At 42.8% G+C, this 20,311-nt stretch carries 17 protein-coding genes and 3 pseudogenes; 15 read left to right on the forward strand and 5 right to left on the reverse strand.

The window, feature by feature from the left end:
• Nucleotides 1-302: 302 nt before the first annotated feature.
• The 3 genes and pseudogenes from pheT to DXA15_RS10740 all read left to right on the forward strand — a co-directional run bounded on the left by pheT (nucleotide 303) and on the right by DXA15_RS10740 (nucleotide 4,403).
• Nucleotides 303-2,765 (forward strand): phenylalanine--tRNA ligase subunit beta, encoded by a 2,463-nt coding sequence (pheT, locus tag DXA15_RS10730; protein WP_128134012.1) that lies wholly within the window; start codon nucleotides 303-305, stop codon nucleotides 2,763-2,765.
• A gap of 35 nt (nucleotides 2,766-2,800) precedes the next feature.
• A pseudogene (locus DXA15_RS10735) lies at nucleotides 2,801-3,531 on the forward strand (YebC/PmpR family DNA-binding transcriptional regulator).
• A 131-nt stretch (nucleotides 3,532-3,662) separates the two neighbouring features.
• Nucleotides 3,663-4,403, forward strand: coding sequence for a hypothetical protein (locus tag DXA15_RS10740; protein WP_010799921.1), 741 nt, complete (start codon nucleotides 3,663-3,665; stop codon nucleotides 4,401-4,403).
• A gap of 299 nt (nucleotides 4,404-4,702) precedes the next feature.
• Here DXA15_RS10740 and DXA15_RS10745 read toward each other — a convergent pair whose 3' ends face one another.
• A complete protein-coding gene (locus DXA15_RS10745; RefSeq protein ID WP_128134013.1) occupies nucleotides 4,703-5,749 on the reverse strand; it encodes a 6-bladed beta-propeller in 1,047 nt (348 codons plus the stop codon).
• Between the two features lie 80 nt (nucleotides 5,750-5,829).
• Nucleotides 5,830-6,593, reverse strand: a pseudogene (gene yaaA, locus DXA15_RS10750) (peroxide stress protein YaaA).
• A 153-nt stretch (nucleotides 6,594-6,746) separates the two neighbouring features.
• On the opposite strand from yaaA, the gene DXA15_RS10755 reads away from it, so the two are divergent.
• From DXA15_RS10755 to DXA15_RS10770, 5 genes are read left to right on the forward strand one after another with little or no spacing between them, the layout of a single operon-like run.
• A complete protein-coding gene (locus DXA15_RS10755) occupies nucleotides 6,747-8,105 on the forward strand; it encodes a DUF4886 domain-containing protein (RefSeq protein ID WP_128134014.1) in 1,359 nt (452 codons plus the stop codon).
• 30 nt (nucleotides 8,106-8,135) lie between these two features.
• A complete protein-coding gene (locus tag DXA15_RS10760) occupies nucleotides 8,136-8,654 on the forward strand; it encodes a phospholipase D-like domain-containing protein (RefSeq protein ID WP_128134015.1) in 519 nt (172 codons plus the stop codon).
• A 29-nt stretch (nucleotides 8,655-8,683) separates the two neighbouring features.
• A complete protein-coding gene (locus tag DXA15_RS10765) occupies nucleotides 8,684-9,463 on the forward strand; it encodes an ADP-ribosylglycohydrolase family protein (RefSeq protein WP_128134016.1) in 780 nt (259 codons plus the stop codon).
• A gap of 27 nt (nucleotides 9,464-9,490) precedes the next feature.
• A complete protein-coding gene (locus DXA15_RS25265) occupies nucleotides 9,491-9,649 on the forward strand; it encodes a hypothetical protein (protein WP_158579651.1) in 159 nt (52 codons plus the stop codon).
• Nucleotides 9,650-9,653: 4 nt separating this feature from the next.
• Nucleotides 9,654-10,187, forward strand: coding sequence for a GNAT family N-acetyltransferase (locus tag DXA15_RS10770; protein ID WP_128134017.1), 534 nt, complete (start codon nucleotides 9,654-9,656; stop codon nucleotides 10,185-10,187).
• Between the two features lie 56 nt (nucleotides 10,188-10,243).
• On the opposite strand, the gene DXA15_RS10775 is transcribed toward DXA15_RS10770, so the two are convergent.
• The gene (locus DXA15_RS10775; protein ID WP_128134018.1) at nucleotides 10,244-10,588 is read right to left on the reverse strand and encodes a hypothetical protein; all 345 of its coding nucleotides are present in this window, start codon (nucleotides 10,586-10,588) and stop codon (nucleotides 10,244-10,246) included.
• Complete coding sequence (locus DXA15_RS10780; RefSeq protein ID WP_128134019.1) at nucleotides 10,585-11,034, reverse strand: hypothetical protein; 450 nt, start codon at nucleotides 11,032-11,034, stop codon at nucleotides 10,585-10,587. The genes DXA15_RS10775 and DXA15_RS10780 overlap by 4 nt, the downstream gene beginning before the upstream one ends.
• A gap of 450 nt (nucleotides 11,035-11,484) precedes the next feature.
• On the opposite strand from DXA15_RS10780, the gene DXA15_RS10785 reads away from it, so the two are divergent.
• From DXA15_RS10785 to DXA15_RS10815, 7 genes and pseudogenes are all read left to right on the forward strand, one after another.
• Nucleotides 11,485-13,329, forward strand: a complete 1,845-nt coding sequence (locus DXA15_RS10785; protein WP_309296728.1) for an endonuclease MutS2 — start codon at nucleotides 11,485-11,487, stop codon at nucleotides 13,327-13,329.
• A gap of 150 nt (nucleotides 13,330-13,479) precedes the next feature.
• Complete coding sequence (gene clpB, locus DXA15_RS10790; RefSeq protein WP_128134020.1) at nucleotides 13,480-16,068, forward strand: ATP-dependent chaperone ClpB; 2,589 nt, start codon at nucleotides 13,480-13,482, stop codon at nucleotides 16,066-16,068.
• A gap of 97 nt (nucleotides 16,069-16,165) precedes the next feature.
• On the forward strand, nucleotides 16,166-16,507 hold the full coding sequence (locus tag DXA15_RS10795; protein ID WP_128134021.1) for a DUF6565 domain-containing protein: 342 nt from the start codon (nucleotides 16,166-16,168) through the stop codon (nucleotides 16,505-16,507).
• Nucleotides 16,508-16,581: 74 nt separating this feature from the next.
• Nucleotides 16,582-16,907: pseudogene (locus DXA15_RS10800) on the forward strand (hypothetical protein).
• Between the two features lie 42 nt (nucleotides 16,908-16,949).
• Entirely contained in the window at nucleotides 16,950-17,630 is a 681-nt protein-coding gene (locus DXA15_RS10805) for an OmpA family protein (protein WP_128134022.1), read from the forward strand.
• A gap of 224 nt (nucleotides 17,631-17,854) precedes the next feature.
• The gene (locus tag DXA15_RS10810) at nucleotides 17,855-18,520 is read left to right on the forward strand and encodes a DUF4136 domain-containing protein (protein WP_128134023.1); all 666 of its coding nucleotides are present in this window, start codon (nucleotides 17,855-17,857) and stop codon (nucleotides 18,518-18,520) included.
• A gap of 30 nt (nucleotides 18,521-18,550) precedes the next feature.
• Nucleotides 18,551-19,180, forward strand: a complete 630-nt coding sequence (locus DXA15_RS10815) for an outer membrane beta-barrel protein (protein WP_046146718.1) — start codon at nucleotides 18,551-18,553, stop codon at nucleotides 19,178-19,180.
• 76 nt (nucleotides 19,181-19,256) lie between these two features.
• Here DXA15_RS10815 and DXA15_RS10820 read toward each other — a convergent pair.
• The coding region (locus DXA15_RS10820; protein WP_199676283.1) for a Helicase associated domain protein at nucleotides 19,257-20,311 on the reverse strand (1,055 nt) is incomplete at its 5' end.

A 20,311-nucleotide genomic window follows, 5' to 3' on the forward strand; every position in this document is an offset into this window, starting at 1 on the left:
CTGATAGAATCCTGTTAGACATTACATTATGAATGATTAAGTAAATATTTTATCCCTAGTGTGTTTGTATTTTTTGATATTCAGTAAGAATTACGCCTCTAAATTAGGCTGAATTTTTATATTGGACAAAGATTTGGAAATGAAATAACCGTTGATTAATAAGATTTTTTGGCTTGTGGTAAGAATAAAGTCCGTACACTCGTTGAATAATTATTCTATTATTTGTACTTTTGCCAGTCAAATTGCCGCAAGCGGGGAATCTCGCAGACGCATAGAAATTTGATTGAATAAATTTTAGAACAATGAATATATCTTACAACTGGCTGAAAGAGTATCTTGATTTCGACTTGCAGCCCGAAGAAGTATCAGCAGCACTAACCTCTATCGGTTTGGAAACCGGGGGAGTAGAAGAAGTTCAAACGATCAAAGGTGGACTGGAAGGACTGGTTATCGGCGAAGTTCTGACTTGTGTGGAACACCCGAATTCTGACCACTTGCATATCACGACGGTGAATGTCGGTGGGGAAGAACCTTTGCAAATCGTTTGCGGTGCGCCCAATGTCGCAGCAGGCCAGAAAGTGGTTGTCGCTGTGAACGGTACGAAACTCTATGACGGTGACGAAGTCTTTACCATTAAAAGATCAAAAATCCGTGGCGTTGAGTCGAACGGTATGATCTGTGCGGAAGATGAGATCGGTATCGGAACAGACCATGCCGGCATTATCGTGCTTCCGGCTGATGCGGTTGTAGGAACTCCTGCCAAGGAATATTATAATGTAAAGAGCGACTATGTGCTGGAAGTGGATATCACTCCGAACCGTGTGGACGGAACTTCCCATTTCGGTGTTGCCCGCGACCTGGCTGCTTACCTGAAACAGAACGGTAAGCCGACAGAACTGAAACGTCCGTCTGTCGACGCTTTCAAGATCGACGATGAAACTCCGGCTATCGAAGTGATCGTTGAAAATACGGAGGCATGTCCCCGTTACTCCGGTGTTACGATCAAGGGCGTAACAGTAAAAGAAAGTCCGGAATGGTTGAAAAACCGTCTGAATATAATCGGTTTGCGTCCTATCAATAACGTAGTGGACGTAACAAACTATGTATTGCATGAAATGGGACAGCCTCTGCATTCATTCGATGCAGGCAAGGTGACAGGCGATAAAGTGATCGTGAAGACGATGCCGGAAGGTACCAAGTTCGTCACCCTGGATGGTGTTGAACGTACGTTGACCGATCGTGACCTGATGATCTGCAATACGGAAGAAGCCATGTGTATCGGTGGTGTGTTCGGCGGCCTGGATTCAGGTGTGACGGAGCAGACTACGGATGTATTCCTTGAATCGGCTTGTTTCCATCCGACATGGATTCGTAAGACAGCTCGTCGCTTCGGTTTGAACACCGATGCTTCTTTCCGCTTCGAACGCGGTCTGGATGCTAACAATACAATCTATGTATTGAAACGTGCCGCTCTGTTGATCCAGGAAGTAGCCGGTGGTAAGATTACCGGATCTATTCAGGATGTTTATCCGAATCCGGTACAGCCTTATACCGTAGAACTGACTTACAACAAGATCAACAGTCTGATCGGTAAGGACATTCCGGTAGAGACCGTTAAGAGTATTTTGGCTAGCCTGGAGATGGAAATCGTATCGGAAACAGCTGAGGGTCTGACCATCCATGTGCCGGTTTACCGTATCGACGTACAGCGTGATGTCGATGTAATTGAAGATATCCTCCGTATCTACGGATATAATAATATAGAGTTCAGCGACAGCGTAAAATCAAACCTGAGCTACAAGACAGCTACCGATCGTAGTTATGATCTGCAGAACCTGATCTCTGAACAGCTTTGTGGTTCAGGTTTCAATGAGATTATGAACAATTCGCTGACACGTTCCGCTTATTACGATGAACTGACTACTTATCCGGTTTCTCATTGCGTTATGCTGATGAACCCACTGAGTGCAGACCTGAACGGTATGCGTCAGACATTGTTGTTCGGCGGTCTGGAAAGTATCGAACATAATGTGAAACGTAAGAACGGCAATATCCGTTTCTTCGAATTCGGTAACTGCTACGATTATAATGTAGAGAAGAAGCGTGAAGACGCTACACTGGCCGAATTCTCAGAAGACTATCGCCTGGGATTATGGGTTTGCGGCGACCGTGTGGAAAACAGTTGGGCGCATGCAGATGAAAAGGCTACCGTATATGAACTGAAAGCCTATGTGGAAAATATCCTTATCCGTCTGGGCGTGAATCTGAAGAAGGTTGTCTTCGGAAACCTGAGCAATGATATGTATTCAACAGGCGTAAGTATTACAACAACTTCGGGCCGCGAACTGGGTACGTTCGGTATCGTAAACCGTAAGATCTGCAAGGCTATGGATATTGATTTCGAGGTATATTATGCTGAGTTGTCCTGGACATTGCTGATGAAGGAGACAAAGAAGAATAAGGTGACATTCTCCGAGATCTCTAAATTCCTGGCAGTAAAACGTGACCTGGCTTTGTTGCTGGATAAGTCCGTTCAGTTTGCTGAGATCGAAAAGATCGCCGAAGAAAGCGAACGCAAACTGTTGAAGGAGGTTTCCCTGTTCGACGTTTACGAAGGCAAGAACCTGCCGGACGGAAAGAAATCGTATGCCGTAAGTTTCTACCTGCAAGATGAAACGAAGACATTGAACGACAAACAGATCGACGCGATCATGCAGAAGATTCGCAAGAATCTGGAAAGCAAACTGGGTGCATCATTGAGATAAGACAAAAGTTTATAATAATATAATACAGATATAATATGGGAAGAGCGTTTGAGTTCCGTAAAGCAAGAAAATTTAAACGTTGGGGTAATATGGCCCGCGTATTCACAAAACTGGGTAAGGAAATCACTATTGCTGCGAAAGCAGGTGGTCCTGATCCGGAGAATAACCCCCATTTGCGTGCTTTGATGCAGAATGCAAAGAAGGAGAATATGCCGAAAGAAAATGTGGAACGTGCCATTAAGCGTGCTGTAGAAAAAGATTTCTCCGGTTATAAGGAGATGAGTTATGAAGGTTACGGCCCGTTCGGTATTGCTATCTTCGTGGAAACAGCGACCGATAATACAACCCGTACGGTTGCCAATGTGCGCAGTTATTTCAATAAACATGGCGGCTCACTGGTACAAGCGGCAGCCTTGAATTCCTGTTCGATCATAAATGTGTATTCCATATCAACAAGAAAGATGGTATTTCGTTGGAAGACCTGGAACTGGAACTGATCGATTATGGAGTGGATGAAGTAGACGAAGACGAAGAAGAAGTCGTTATTTACGGCGAATTTGCTCAGAACTCCGCTATCCAGAAATATTTGGAAGAGAACGGTTACGAAATCACAAGCAGCGAGTTTGTTCGTATCCCGAACGATCTGAAAGAAGTGACAGCCGAACAGCGTGAAACATTGGATAAGCTGATTGAAAAGCTGGAAGAAGATGACGATGTACAGAATGTATTCCATAATATGAAGGAAGACGAAAGCGGAGAAGAATAACATTCGCTTTGACCTTATAAGAAAAAAGAAGTGGTATCGGATTAATTTCGGTACCACTTCTTTTTTTATGTAAGTTATATTTATTTCATTACTTTTGCAGCCGCTAGTATTAATAATAACTCTATTGGATTATGAAAAGGGTAATTTTTATGTGTGCACTCATAGCTATGAGTGTAATTTCTTCTTATGTCTCCGCTCAGAAAGAATTGGGAATCTTCAATTCTCTTTCAGTTGGTGTAAGTGCCGGAACAACAGGTATTGGCGTTGATGTAGCGACTCCGGTCACTCCCCATTTTGCCATCCGTGGAGGTGTTTCGTTTATGCCGGGTATTAAAATCAGCACAGATGTGGATGTGGAACTGAATGACCCCGATCTGGGAAGCTATCCGAGTACGCTTGACCTTAAAGGTAGTATGAGCCGTGCTTCCGGAGAATTATTGGTGAACTACTATCCGTTCCTGAGTTCTTCTTTCTTTGTGACGGCCGGTGCTTATTTCGGCGGTTCCAAGTTAGTGAAGATCACTGGCCACAGTGATGAGTTGAAGGAATATGTGAACGAAGGTGGAAAGGCCGGTATTGTTATCGGTGATCAGACAATCCCGGTAGACAAGGATGGTAATATCGCCGGCGGTCTTAAAGCAGCCGGATTCCGTCCTTATCTGGGAGTAGGTTTCGGACGTGCAGTTCCTAAAAAGCGTATCGGCGTACAGTTTGAATTAGGTGTTCAGTTCCACGGAACTCCCAAAGTGTATACGGACGCCGGAATCCTGGGTAGTACTTCAACCGACGGAGACGACAGTTTCACAAAAATCATAGATAAACTGACTGTTTATCCGGTTATGAAACTGCGCTTTTGCGGCAGATTGTTCTGATAAAGAGGGGGGTAATTGTAGTAGAATAATTTCATTCTTAGGAAATAATGAGCCAATGTGGTAATATGCCAATGTGCCAATTTAGGAAAAATTGAACTATCTGTTTATAGTGACGGGAGTAACTAATTCCCCTCTTGAGAGGGGATAAGGGGTGTGTTAAAGCTAGTTATAGGGCTAAACAATAACACACCCCCTTCCCCCTCTCAAGAGGGGAGCCAGGTACAACCGATCAATAATCGGATAGCTCAAATCTGACAATATTTGAAATATCTATTTTGCTATAATTACCTTATCCTTCATTATGCCTTCATCCTAACAATGAACAGCACCGGATTATCTTCTTCCGTACGATCCGGGAATGCTTTCTTTACTTCTTCTCCTGAACGGCAATAACAGAAAGAATTATTATAAATATTCAGTGATTTCAGGTCGGGAACCCTTCCCGTATGGTAGAAATTATCTTCGAAGCCTCCTGTAACATTATAGGCATAGTCTTCCCGGCGATCGTAACAGAACGTATAATTCTTATCCGTATCAGTTGCGTCCGAGTAAGTGGAAACCAAATAACGTCCGGCTATGCAGAGGGGTAAGATTGAAGAATATTCCTCATGTATATTCAGTTTGTTCCGTCTGATCAGGTAAAGCGTATCCGCCAGTAACTCGTCCGGCTGGGTGGAAGGCGAATAGGCGTAGACATTCCCGTTGGTAACGGACAGTTCGGTAGAGAAGCAGGCACCCAGATAGAACCGTCCCAGGTCGGCAGCCGTCAGTTTGCGGGCATCCTGCAGGTTGAATGTCGTATCGAACTTATAGAGCCACTGGTTGACACATTGTTTGCCGGTCCCCTCTTCGGAGGGTGACAACGATTGTGCCGTCATCCATATATGGCGGTTATGGTACATCAGGCGAGTAGGGGTTTTCAACGGATTGATTCCGGCAAGGCTTTTCCTTTCCAGCAACGTCCCGTCGTAATCATAATAATAAACGTTTTCCCGGTCGTCCATGACGATCAGTTGTTTTTCGAGCGGATCGATGACGTAATCGGTAACCAGGAAATGCTTATTACTGGTGATCCGGCTAAGGAATTTGCCGGAGCAGTCGAAATGAAAAAGCTGGCCGTTGCTTACCAGGAACAATTCATTCCTGTCGCGCTTGATCTGTGTGGCATGTTTCAGCCGGCAGTCGGATGTTGTTTCCAGCGGAATGGCGATCACTTCGTCGGCAACGTCTGAGAGGGAGCCTTCGGTGGTGCTTTTCACCGGCATATCTTCGCTTATAATCTTGTAACCTTCGTTTATGTAGATTATTCCAACGAGCAAAAGTAATAGCAAACAGGTCTTTTTCATTTCATCATTCATTTAAAAAGGAACATACATATAACGTTTTTATCTCCGGATTATTGAACAAAGCGGCAATTTCTTTTCATTTAGCTTTGCAGGAAAACCCAGTTATCCCCGTTCGACAGACTCTCGTCGTAGGTAAATCCTTCCCAAGAGAAGTTTTTGAGAGCTTCCGGATCAGTGATCCTGTTTTTCAGTATATATCGTGTCATCTGCCGCGGGCCATCTTCATGTAGATCACGATAGTCTGCGCTTTTCCGTCTTTCCATACCTTGAACTCCGGTGTGATGATGCGGACGGTGCTCCCGACTTTCTTCCAGTCGTACGCCCCCTGTATTTCCTGGCTGGCAAGGTTTATCAGGATGTTATCGCTCTTTTTTACTTCGTCGATCAGCAGTTCTGTCTGACGCGGACGCCAATAATTATACATATTTCCTTCTCCCAGCTCCGGCAGCTTCACCTCATATTCCATCCGGTAAGGCTTGATCAGGTCGAGCGGACGCAGCAGTCCGTAGCAGATGGAGGCGATCCTCAGATGGTCGTTTGCATACAGGAAATCATCTTCCGTGAAATCTTTGGGGTTGATATTCTTGAAAACAACTCCGGTATAAGCCAGTAATGCCTGTAAGGAGTGTACCTCTGCGGTATGGAATTCCTGAAACCGGTTGTAATTCTCCAATGCCAGTTTGGGATTCAGTTTCAGAATCTTTTTCAGGTCGTCGGTAGAGAACTGTGCCATATTCAGGGCTATTTCATTCGCTTCCTGTGCGAAACGCGGCATCGTCCCGGCAGGAGCTTTTATTTTGGATGTACCGGTCATTGTTTTGGCCGAGGTCAATATAATCAGCATACTAATTTATTTATCTGTTTCAACAGGTAAAAGTAACAATAACAAATACAACTTGGTGCTGTTGTTAAATCTTTATGCGTTTAATTTATTTTATTTAGAAATCCGTTAAATCAAGTTATATTATATATTTGCCTGCATAAAATGAATGTTGGTATGAGGATACATGTTTTGTTCGCTTGCTTGTTTTTCCTTTTGAATATTTCATGTGCGGAAAAAGAGGAAGGCGATGATTGGGTTGGGGTCTCTCAGGAACTGTTATTTCAGGCTTTGCAAAATGATTTGTCCATTCGGGAAATTAAGCAAACGTCCGGTTTCTTCGAGATTGTGTTCAGCGATAATAGTGTCATCTCTTTTCCCGCCGGAAAGAAAGTCTTTTATACAACTATCGGAAACAATAATAATTGGTTGATCAATGGAGTCAATACCGATATAAAGGCCCTATCGAACATACCAAATTCCGAATCAAACCTTCAGTCTATAGATGTCGATGGCAGAGGAAATTGGTCGATAAACGAAAAAAGTACGACTATACAGGCCGGCATGCCTTTGGATATGCCTGACATCCCTGTCCTTAAAAATATAATAGAGTCAAGGCATTTCTTCTATTTTTATTATACCGACAGAACGATCCTCCGGTTTATGAGGCAGAAAAGTAATAATCATTTGTCTGATAAGAAGCAACATCTTCCTGTCAATCCTGCTGCGTTGAAAATATTATGCATTGGTAATAGTTTTACGGAAGATGCGACAAGTGGGTTGCCAAGGATTATTAAATCAGTCGGTTTGAGTCATATTTGTATCGGTCACCTCATTGCGGGAGGAGCTTCTCTAAGAAAGTTTTATGAAGGTTATATGGAGAATTCTCCCATCGGTATATATCAAGTTACAAATGATCAAATGGAGTGGATGACTATATCGGATAATTTTACATTGAAGCAAGCATTACAGTATGCTGACTGGAATATCATAACCTTTCAACAAGTTTCTTATGATGCGGGAAGGTATCAGACTTATCAGCCTGTTCTTTCCAGTTTGATTGATATTGCAAAAAACGAATGTCGTAAATCCAAACCTGTTATTGCCTGGCAAATGCCCTGGGCATATGGAACCGGATGTCAGGAAGAATATTTTGGCAAGTACGGATATAATCAACAGAAGATGTACAAAGCCATCATCAATGCGACGAAAGTAATGATGAACCAATCTGAGGTGGATATACTGGTGCCGGTCGGTACCGCAATCCAGAACTTAAGAAATACGAGCTTGAACAATTCTCCGTTGGATATAACGAGAGATTATCGTCATCTTGATTGTGGTATAGGTCGATATACTGCCTCTTGCACGCTGTTTCAGGCATTAATAACCTCTATTTACAAAGTCGAACTTTCTGATACTCCTTTCCTTGATGTGTATGGAGATAACTCTGTTACGGAAAAGAATTTTAGAATATGCCAACAGGCAGCTATAAATGCCTGTAATACACCTTTTACCGTAACGGCACCAATCGATTAATTGCGGCCAATATCAGAGAAGTTACTATTTATGCTACAGTACATTAAAAACGAACAACATTATACCTTCTTTATCGAAGCTATCCGGCAAGCCAGGCGGACGATCTGGATCGGGACGGCCGATATTAAGGACCTTTATATCAAGGAAGGAAAGAATGCCGTCCCTCTGTTGAAACTACTGGAACAAAAGGTGAAGGAAGGTGTGGAGGTCCGTCTGGTCCATGCCAAAGAACCGGGACAGAACTTTCGGGACGACTTCGATAAATATCCCTTGCTTTGGAGCCGGATGGAACGTGTATTGTGTCCGCGTGTCCATTTCAAGCTGTTGATATTCGACTTGAAGCAGGCCTATATTGGGTCGGCAAACTTAACGGGAGCCGCTTTGGGTATGAAAGGAAAAGATAACCGCAACTTTGAAGCGGGAATATTTACTTCGGTGGAAGAACTGGTGAAAGAGGCTGTCGACCAATTTGACTGTTTGTGGATGGGGATTCCCTGTAAGACCTGTAAACGGAAGAAGTTTTGTTCGGACAGGATTGTTAGTGAATAATAAATTGAAACTTTGTAAAAGATAGAATTATGACAGGTGCAATAGCTGGAGACATCATTGGCTCCGTTTATGAGTTTGATAATATAAAGACAACGGACTTCCCGCTGTTTACGGACGAAAGCGATTATACCGACGATACAATCATGACAGTAGCCGTTGCGGACTGGTTGTTGAATGGGGGAGACCTGGTGAAGGTTATGCAGCGGTATTCAGCTGAATATCCTTGTCCGATGGGCGGTTATGGTGGCCGTTTCAGTTACTGGCTTATGGAAGAGAATCCGTTACCTTATAATAGTTGGGGAAATGGTTCGGCGATGCGGGTAAGTGCTGTCGGATGGAAATTCGATTCATTGGAAAAGACATTGGAAGTGGCTAAGGAAACGGCTATTGTCTCTCATAATCACCCCGAAGGGATAAAAGGAGCACAAGCCACTGCTGCCGCTATTTTCCTGGCACGAAGCGGAAAGTGCAAACAGGAGATCAAGCAATATATAGAAACCGTCTTTTCTTACGACCTGGACCGTTCCTGTGATGACGTTCGTCCGGACTATTCTTTTGATGTTAGTTGCCAGGGAACCGTTCCCGAAGCGATCATTGCCTTTCTGGATAGTTCGGATTTTGAGCATGCCATTCGTCTGGCTGTTTCGCTGGGTGGCGATAGCGATACGCTGGCTTGCATAACAGGCGGGATTGCAGAGGCTTATTATGGAATGCCGGAAGATATAAAGCGGGAAATCAAAAAACGAATACCGGAAAAGTTTAATGAAATAATAGGTCAATTGATTGTTGTGAAAGAAATTTCTTGTTAACTTTGTACGACTAAAATATTAAATATTATGGCACGACAAATTAAACCAACACCTGTCCTAAAGGGCGAAGATGCTGTCAATTTTATTTATAAAATAGAACAGCGCAAAAAGGCCAGTAAAGAAGAACTGGAACGAATGAACGAAGGATTTCAACGAATAAATAAAATGATGACATTTAAATTTTAGAAGTATGAGATCCAATTTCCGAATAATTAAGTTATCGGAAAATTATCAGCTAAGACCTTTTGACTGTGGAGATAATGATCTGAATAATTTTCTGGTAGAAGATGCGTTACCTTATAAACAACGCTTGCTTTCTGTTACTTATCTAATGGTTTCAGATGATGACATTGTTGCCTATTTTAGTTTGTCTAATGATAAAATATCTATCCCGGAGAGTGATAAAGCTACGTGGCGCAGAATAAAAAAACGTTTTCCTCATGCAAAGCATAGGAATGATTATCCAGCAGTGAAAATAGGTAGACTTGCTGTAAGTAAAAAGTATCAACATGAACATTTGGGTTCTGATATACTCTTCTTTATCAAGAAAATGTTTGTTACCGATAATAGAACGGGATGTGGTTTTATTACTGTTGATGCCTTGCGGATAGCCCTTCCTTTTTACTTAAAGAATGGTTTCGAGTACCTAAGAAAAGAAGATATACTGGAAGATGCCGATAAAACAGTCCTTTTATTTTATGATTTATATCCGTTAACTTTATAATAATATGCTACAAATGAAGGGCATCGCTTGTTGAGTCTTATAATATGGGGTATAACCTATAAAATAGAAACTTTACTCCATACCTCATTCTGTATATCCCCAATAGTAAATGTATCCTTCTCTTTGTCAAAAGACAAGGTGAATTTGTAATATGTATCACTTTTTATGTGGCGGGATATACTTGGGGTTGCATAACTATTTTCATCGGGCAAGTTAATATGAGGAATTAATTTGACAATGTAAGTCTTGTTGTTCATTGTTATATGTACTTGTGAATATTCCTCCCCCCAATAAGCAAATACAATCGCTTTATAATGTTGTGGGTTCTTTTTGTCCCTGAATGGTTTGATTGACATCTGGTTGTCCAGCATGACAGTAGCGGAGGCCGGAACATTCTTCAATTCAAATCCAATAAAGCATTGTAATGAACCAGAGTACCGGAAATGCTTATAGATGCTTTTCCTGAATATTGACAATATAGACAATCGGCTGCTAATAACTTTTCTTCGGTTGTTTGATCAAAAATCTTTATAGAGGCAGTATCGGAAGTTCCGTATATGAAATTGGAGTAAAAACTAGGTGAGGCAAAGAGTATAAACGGACCAGCTCCCGGAGCAAGCCAGTCTTCGCCATTGTTGTTTGTTCCTATAAATAAGCCTGGAATATAACAGGGTTCATCTTTGGGAAAAGATTTAATCATTTTCCCGTCTATAGTGTAATCATATATGTAAGAATAATTCATTGCCAATATCCAATTGCTCCGTTTGGATAGGTCTACGTCTGTAAAGCCGTCGAATGCTTCAATAAAAATATCCTCTTTTTCTTCTTCCTTGTCTTTTTCATTCAAGAGGTACTTGTTACATGACAAGCATATGAATGTACAGAATAATAATAAGACGGATATACTTTTTTTCATCATAATTGCATAATAGATAATGCGTTCAAACTGGAAATGTCTGAGCGCAAAGGTCTTAAAAAAATGACTCAAAGACAGAAAGCCTCTTGTAAATCTAAAAAAACAAACTATCTTTGCGGTACGAACAGAGTAAATAAAACAATATAATAACCTTTTTATGTTTAGTGCATCGGTATAAATCCGTATTTCGAGTTCACATCTCCGGTCTTTGAGATGTCATTATACTAACGGTCAGCTTCGCATATTTGCGAGAGGCGGATCAATCGTTTTGTTGGTATTCTGTCGGAATATGGATAATCTCATTTTCTAAATAAACTATTTTATAAACAGATATTGGTCTATAAATTTGATGGACGGCCAATGCTATATAGTAATGAGAACATGATTTACCCGAATAATTTTGAACAAAGAATAGGTATAGATACAATTCGTCAGTTTGTTACAGAAAAATGTTTAAGTACTCTGGGAGAAGAAAAGGTCGCAGCGATGGACTTTTCGACAGACTATGCCACCATTGCCAGATGGTTGGAGCAAACAGGGGAGTTTTTACAAATCTTGCGTAATAAAGAAGATTTCCCGGTCGATTTCTTTTTGGATGTCCGCGATACCCTGCAACGGATAGGAGAGGATATAACGGCATGGCTTTCGGAAGAAGAAATAGCCGGGTTGATGAATTCTCTTCAGACTATCAGCGATATAGTAGCCTTTCTGCATAATGCCAGGACGGATACCGGAAGAATGAAGTATCCTTCATTGACATTTATGGCCGGTCGGATAACCGTTTTCCCTTTGTTAATTGATAAAGCCAATTCCATATTGGATAAATCCTGCCAGGTGAAAGATAATGCTTCGCGCCGGCTTGCGGATATACGCAGGGACAAAGCCGAAGCCGCTAAAGCCATTACCCGCAATATGCAGATAGCGATACGGGAGGCACAGGCGGCAGGACTTATCGGCAGGGATGCACAACCCAGTCTGCGTGAAGGCCATATGTTGATTCCGGTCAATGCAGCCAATAAACGAAAGATCAAAGGCGTGGTACATGCCGATTCAGGCAGTGGTAAAACAGTATTTATTGAACCGGAAGCAGTGGCAGCAGCCAGTAGCCGTCTTCGTGAATTGGAGAACGATGAGCGCCGTGAGGTTGCAAGGATATTGATCGAATTTACAAATCTGGTACGCCCGCATCTTGCTGATCTGATGCGCTCCTATCACTTTATGGGCGAAATGGACTTTATCCGTGCCAAAGCTTCATTTGCCCTGCGTATCAATGGGATCAAACCGGTCTTTGAAAATGAACAACAGGTGGAATGGATACAGGCTGTGCATCCGCTGCTGAATATACAGTTGCGTCAACAGAATAAGGAAGCATTCCCTTTGGATATCAGGTTGAACAGGAAGGACAGGTTACTGATCGTTTCCGGAGCAAACGCAGGAGGTAAGTCCCTCTGTCTGAAAACGGTTGCCTTGCTGCAATATATGTTGCAGTGCGGACTTCTTATCCCTGTGGATGAAAGTTCGCGGACAGGTATTTTCGATCATATCTTTGTCGATATAGGAGACGGGCAGAGTATAGAAAATAGTCTTAGTACCTATACTTCGCATCTGACCAATATGAAGTTTTTTGTAGAAAACTGTGATAATAAAACGCTTATCCTGATAGATGAATTTGGTAGCGGTACAGAACCGCAAATCGGAGGCGCTATCGCTGAAACCATACTCGACCGGTTTAACCGGAAGCATAGCTTTGGGGTAATAACAACCCATTTCCAGAACCTGAAGCATTTTGCCTATGAGACCGACGGGGTTGTGAACGGAGCCATGCTTTACGATGCCGAACGCATGCAGCCGTTATACAGGCTTTCCATCGGCAGTCCGGGAAGTTCGTTTGCTGTTGAAGTAGCCCGCAGGATCGGTCTTCCGGAAGATATTATTGTCGATTCGTCTGCTAAAATGGGTGAGGATTTTATCAATATGGATAACTTCTTGCAATCTATCGCACGGGATAAATTGTATTGGGAAGATAAGCGGAAAGAGATAACAGCCATTGAACGTAAAACGATTGAAGCTAGGGCGATAGAGGCTACCGGGTCTCTTGAATCATCAAAAGATAAAGCGGAGAATCCTGTAAAGAAGCAATCCTCAGATCCAGTTTTCGGAGCGAATATAACACTATCCGGCAAACCTTTTTTGCTTTCTTGTTGTTTTCTCTCCGAAAGTACGTAATGTGTCGTTACTTCCGACTGAACGACAGGGTGTCTTTCTCTGATTTTATATAAATATGACAAAATGTCTTATTTTTATTCTGGTATTTCTTTTGTAGATATATCAGTGAAATTTGAAAATAATAAAGATAACAAGAAAATAATATAGCATATGAATTTAAACAATTTTACAATCAAATCGCAGGAAGCTGTTCAGCAGGCCGTTCTGTTGGTTCAGAAGAACAACCAGCAAGTGATTGAGCCTGTTCATTTGCTTAAGGCTGTCATTATGACGGGCGAGAGCGTAACGAACTTCCTTTTCCAGAAACTGGGTGTGAATATCCAGAATCTGAACATGGTGCTGGATCGTCAGATAGAATCCTATCCGAAAGTATCCGGCGGTGAACCTTATCTGTCAAGCGAATCGAATGCCGTTTTGCAGAAAGCAATCGACTATTCCGGTAAGATGGGCGACCAGTATGTTTCCCTGGAACATATCATCCTCGCTTTATTCACCGTAAAGAGTACTGCTTCACAGATCTTGAAAGATGCAGGTGTGACGGAAAATGAACTGAAAAAAGCGATCGAAGAATTGCGTAAAGGTAATAAGGTAACCAGTCAGTCCGCAGAAGATACATACGACTCATTGAGCAAATACGCTATCAACCTGAACGAACGTGCCCGTAGCGGCAAGCTCGACCCGGTGATTGGCCGTGACGATGAAATCCGTCGTGTATTGCAGATTCTGAGCCGTCGTACAAAGAACAATCCGATCCTGATCGGTGAGCCGGGTGTCGGTAAGACCGCTATCGCCGAAGGTTTGGCACATCGTATTATACGTGGCGACGTTCCGGAGAATTTGAAATCGAAACAGATTTTTTCTTTGGATATGGGAGCTTTGATTGCCGGTGCCAAATATAAAGGTGAATTTGAGGAACGTTTGAAGTCGGTTGTTAATGAAGTAACCAAATCGGAAGGTGAGATTATCCTCTTTATTGATGAAATACATACATTGGTAGGGGCCGGAAAGGGCGACGGTGCTATGGATGCCGCCAATATCCTGAAGCCGGCACTGGCACGTGGCGAATTGCGTTCCATTGGTGCGACTACCCTGGATGAGTATCAAAAATATTTTGAAAAGGATAAAGCCCTGGAGCGTCGTTTTCAGGTGGTCATGGTCGAAGAGCCGGATGAACTGGATACTATTTCTATCCTGCGTGGTTTGAAGGAGAAATACGAAAACCACCATAAGGTTCGTATCAAAGACGACGCAATCATTTCGGCCGTCCAGCTTTCAAGCCGTTATATCACCGACCGTTTTTTGCCGGATAAGGCAATCGACTTGATGGATGAGGCTGCCGCCCGTCTGCGTTTGCAGGTAGATTCCGTACCGGAATCATTGGACGAAGTAACCCGTCGTATCAAACAGTTGGAAATCGAACGCGAAGCGATCAAACGTGAGAACGACAAAGGCAAGCTGGAACAGTTGAACAAGGAAATCGCCAACCTCAAAGAAGAAGAGAGAAAACAGAAAGCTCAATGGGAAAGCGAAAAAGAATTGATCAACAAGATTCAGCAGAACAAGATAGACATCGAGAACCTGAAATTCGAAGCCGACAAAGCCGAACGCGAAGGCGACTACGGTAAAGTGGCCGAAATCCGTTACGGTAAAGTAAAAGCCAAAGAAGAAGAGATCAAGGAAGTACAGGCCAAATTGCATACGATGCAAGGTGCTGCTGCCATGATCAAGGAGGAAGTCGACAGCGAAGATATTGCCGATGTAGTATCCCGTTGGACAGGTATCCCTGTTAATAAGATGTTGCAGAGCGAAAGGGACAAACTGCTTCGTTTGGAAGATGAACTGCATACCCGTGTGATCGGTCAGGATGAGGCAATCAGTGCGATAGCCGATGCCGTACGTCGTAGCCGTGCCGGATTGCAGGACCCGAAACGTCCGATTGGTTCCTTTATCTTCCTCGGTACGACAGGTGTCGGTAAGACAGAGCTGGCCAAAGCGTTGGCGGAATATCTGTTTGACGATGAAAACATGATGACGCGTATCGATATGAGCGAATATCAGGAAAAATTCAGTGCGACCCGTTTGATAGGTGCACCTCCGGGATATGTTGGTTACGATGAAGGAGGCCAGTTGACGGAAGCTATCCGTCGTAAGCCATACTCTGTTGTTCTCTTCGACGAGATCGAAAAGGCGCATCCGGATGTATTCAATATTCTTTTGCAGGTATTGGATGACGGGCGTCTGACGGACAACAAGGGCCGTGTCGTAAACTTCAAGAATACCATCATCATCATGACCAGCAATATGGGCTCATCGCTGATCCGTGAAAGTTTCGAGAAGATTACACCCGACAACCGTGAAAAGGTGATCGATGAAACCCGTATTCAGGTACTGGAATTGTTGAAGAAGAACATTCGTCCGGAATTTCTGAACCGTATCGACGAGATCATCATGTTCACTCCGTTGAACGAGGAAGAGATCCGCAAGATCGTCACCTTACAGTTGAACGGTGTGAAAAAGATGCTGGCAAACAACGGTATCGCTTTGAACTTTACCGATGCCGCTCTCGACTTTATCTCGGATGCCGGTTACGATTCCCAGTTCGGTGCCCGTCCTGTGAAACGTGCCATCCAGAAATATGTCCTCAACGAACTGTCGAAGGAAATTCTGGGCATGAAGATCGACAAGAACCGTCCGATCACGATCGATCGCGAAGGGGAGGGGCTGGTCTTTAAGAATTGAAAATTAAAAATTGAAAATTGATTAAGACTCGGGTTTGTTGTAAATCCGGGTCTTTTTTTGTTTACATTTGCAACATTAATCTAAAAAGGAAAAGAATATGAAAAGGTTTTTAATGATGATGGTTGCTGTGATGGCTCTCTTTACATTAAGCGGTTGCGGGGAATCTAAAGATTCGTATGTAAAGGACTTCACGAAGTTCGTAGAAAAAGTACAGGCTGGTGCTGATAAGTATTCTAAGGCAGATTGGGAAGAAGCGGAAAAGAAATATATCGAATTTGCCGAAACAAAATATGATAAGTATAGTTCCGAACTTTCTACAGATGAAATGATAGGCATCACAAAGTTGAAAGCCACTTATCTGACAATCCAGACAAAGCATGGCATCATCGACAACATATTGAAGGAAGGAAACAATGCTTTGGACGATTTGATCAAATAGCATATAATTCTTTTTAAATCTCAATTAAAGCAATATCTTTGCATAAGTATGTAACCAATTAAACTGAAAAAGTTATGAGCGACAAAGACGATTTGATTTACGATGAAGACGAATCTGTAAAATTTATTCAGAACTATCTTCCTCAGGAATTGAAAGGCAAATTCAGCAATGACGATATCAATTATATTGTGGACCTGATCTACGATTCTACGAATCACGCGGTTATCTGAACGACGATGCTGACGATGATGCCGACATTGAAATAGATGAGGATGAATTGATTGAATATGTAGTAAAGAATGCGCAGAAGGATGGTGTTGGCAAATTCGATCCCGAGGCAATAGGCTTTATTGTACAGGGCGAGCTTGAATATTGCGATTCTATCAACATGTTCGATTGATAAACTGTTATATTCATATAAAGTTTATAAAAGAGCAAAAAGATGAAACATTTAAAACTATTATCTGTACTGCTATGCATGGCAGTAGTCTTTACAAGTTGTGGAACATGGAATAATACGGCAAAAGGAACCGCTATCGGAGTAGGTGGTGGTGCAGCAGCCGGAGCTGGTATCGGTGCATTGGCCGGTAATACAGCATTAGGAGCAGTTATCGGAGCCGCTGTCGGTGGTACGGCCGGTGCTTTGATCGGTAAGAAGATGGATAAACAGAAGAAGGAACTGGAAGCAACCCTTCCTCCCGAAACGACTGTTGAAACCATCAATAACGGTGAAGCCCTGAAAGTAACTTTCGATTCAGGTATTCTGTTTGCCACTAATTCAAGTACACTGAGTGATGCTTCACGTAGCGCATTGCGTAAACTGGCTGTTAGCCTAAACGAAAATCCGGATACCGACATCAAGATCGTTGGTTATACCGATAACACCGGTAAGGTAGACTACAACCAGACTTTGTCGGAAAAACGTGCTAAAAGCGTATACGACTATATGATGGTCGACCAAGGTGTAAGCGGTCGCCGCATGGAATATGAAGGTAAAGGCGTTCACGATCCTGTTGCCAGCAACGACACTCCGGAAGGACGTGCACTGAACCGCCGTGTGGAAATCCTGATCCTTGCCAACGAAAAGATGATACAGGATGCTCAACAGGGGACATTGAAATAAATATTTATTTTAAAAGATAATCGAAAGGCCTGGAATAGCGTAAGTTATTCCGGGCCTTTTCTCGTTTTAACTATCGTTTACGAGCGTTTTGAAGTCTTACAACAAGTTAATTAACACAGTCAAAATAACATCGAAGAGAACCTTTTTTAATTTCTTGTTGTTTCATGAGTAACTTATATATAAGCACAAATAATAGTATAAACTGTTTTAAACGTTAAAATGAGATGAAAAAGATTATTCCTTTTTTCTTGTTGATCCTTTTACTGGCATCTTGTCAGAAAGATCCGGATATGTCAAAGCTGGATAATGATTTCGTGGTGTACACAAATCATGATAGTAAGACCGATTTCAAGTCTTTCACCACATTCTACATTCCTGATAGTGTACTGGTAATTGGCAACAGCGAGAAGCCTCAGTACTGGACAGCAACTGAAGCAGACGATATCACTTCCACAATTATCAGTAACATGGAAAGCCGTGGTTACACTCGCACAATGGACAAAGAAGAAGCAGACCTGGGTTTGCAGGTTTCTTTTGTTGAAAATGTAAATTATTTTACAAACTGGTATGACAACAATTATTGGTGGTGGGGTTACCCAGGTTATTGGGCACCTAATTACTGGAGACCGGGATGGGGACCGACATGGGGTTATGACTGGCACGACTGGTATTATCCGTACCCTGTTGTTTACAGCTACAGCGTAGGTTCACTGCTTGCTGAAATGGTCGACCTGAAATCTCCGACACCAAAGACTGCTGATGCAAAGTTACCGGTTATCTGGACTTCATATATGGCAGGTTTATTGTCCGGTTCAAATAAGATCGATACTCAGCTATCCATCCGTGCAATTGATCAGGCATTTGTTCAATCACCATATATCAGGAAATAATTAAACGCGAATCAGTAAAATTTGAGTCTTATGAAAAAGATAAATAAATCAATAAAATTAGTCGCTTTACTTATCGCCTGTTTAGCGATTCCTTCACTGGCTGGCGCCCAGGTAGTAAACAATATGTATTTCAATATCGACTGGGATATCAACTCTCCGTTCGGTAATGACTTTGCCGACAAGACAAGCGGTTGGGGTGCTCACGGTGAAGCCGGTTATTATGTGGTTCCTAATTTTGCAGTAGGTGCATTTATTTCTTATCACACGAACAATAAATATATTGACCGTCAGACACTCAACGTAAGCGAAACATCTGCTATCACTTCTGATCAGCAACATTCTTTATTCCAGTTGCCTTTTGGTGCTGCATTCCGTTATAGCTTTACCCGTGAAGGACAGTTTGAACCTTATGTTTCAGCTAAATTAGGTGCAGAATACAGTGAAATGTCGACTTATATGAATGTAATGAAAGTGTACGACCGTCAATGGGGATTCTATGTAGCTCCTGAAGTTGGTATGAATATTTTCTTTACTCCTGAAAAGAAATTCGGTTTGCACGTAGCTGCTTACTATAATTATGCAACAAACAAAAGTAAAGTCCTGACTTATTCCATGGATGGAATAAACAACTGGGGAGTGCGCTTCGGTGTTGCGTTCTAAAATAGAAGTTTGTTCTTTTAAGTGTTTTATGTAGTTTATTAGGAAGCGGGAGGCTGCAGCGGCAGTTTCCCGTTTTTTATTTTAAGTTCCAGGGGAATGCGATCTTATCCAGAAGATCTTTACGGGTAGGAGGGAGTTCGCCTTTTTTCAAGGCTCTGCGCTGTACGAAGCACCAACTGCCGAGTTTGTTCTCACGGGCGGTTGGCCAGCGGTTGTTTTCAGAGAAGAATTGTTGTAGTTTTTCATAGTTTTCCATCCAGACATCATCGATAGTCCAGATAAAACCTTCGGCATCCATCCGGGCGATGCGTTCAGCCGAAAGTAAACCTCGTTTCCGGTTCTTACGCTGGGTGTTACACCAGCTGCCGGCTTTGCCTTCATTGCTTTTGGGCCAACGTTTGTGTTTTTTGTAGTAGGCAAGTACCTGCTGCCAGTTCTCCGTCCAGAGCGAATCCAGATCCTGCTCCCACCAGAAGCCGATCGAATCGAGCAACCGTATCCTTTCATTGGAAAGGATACCTTTCTTTCGTGCCTGCCGTTGGGTGTTGCACCAGGTATTCAGTTTGTTTTCACCGCGTTTGGGACAACGGTGTTCTACGGACATAAAAACCTTTAACTCTTCATAATACTGCATCCAGCGGCTGTCCTGTACCTCCCATTCGAAACCAATCCGGTCCAGCTGCAAGATATAATCTTCCGACAACGTCCCTTTCTTCCGGGCAATCCGCTGGGTGTTGCACCAGTTTCCCAGCTTCCCTTCGGCTGCCTGCGGCCAGCGTCCTTCACGTTCCTTATATTCGATTAAACGTTCATACATTACCGGCCACGCATCCAACTCCGCCAGCATATCATCCACACGGGCACGGATATCAGACAGAAATCCAGTTACCTCAAACTCCATAAAGCCTTTAAAGCTTTTTGGAGCACGGATCGCCGGATGATAAGCCAACTCCCTTGACATAGCCTCATAAACAGAACGCCCCGAAAGGTTATTGACAAAGTCAAGTACTACCGGATGACGGTCCGAACCGGCTTTCAGGCAACGGCCCAACTGCTGCAAAGCTACCACATAAGATTCCGTCCGACGCAGGAACATGGCAGCATCTACTCCTTCCACATGCAATCCTTCGA

Source organism: Parabacteroides sp. AM58-2XD (assembly GCF_003463685.1).
Lineage (GTDB): Bacteria > Bacteroidota > Bacteroidia > Bacteroidales > Tannerellaceae > Parabacteroides > Parabacteroides segnis.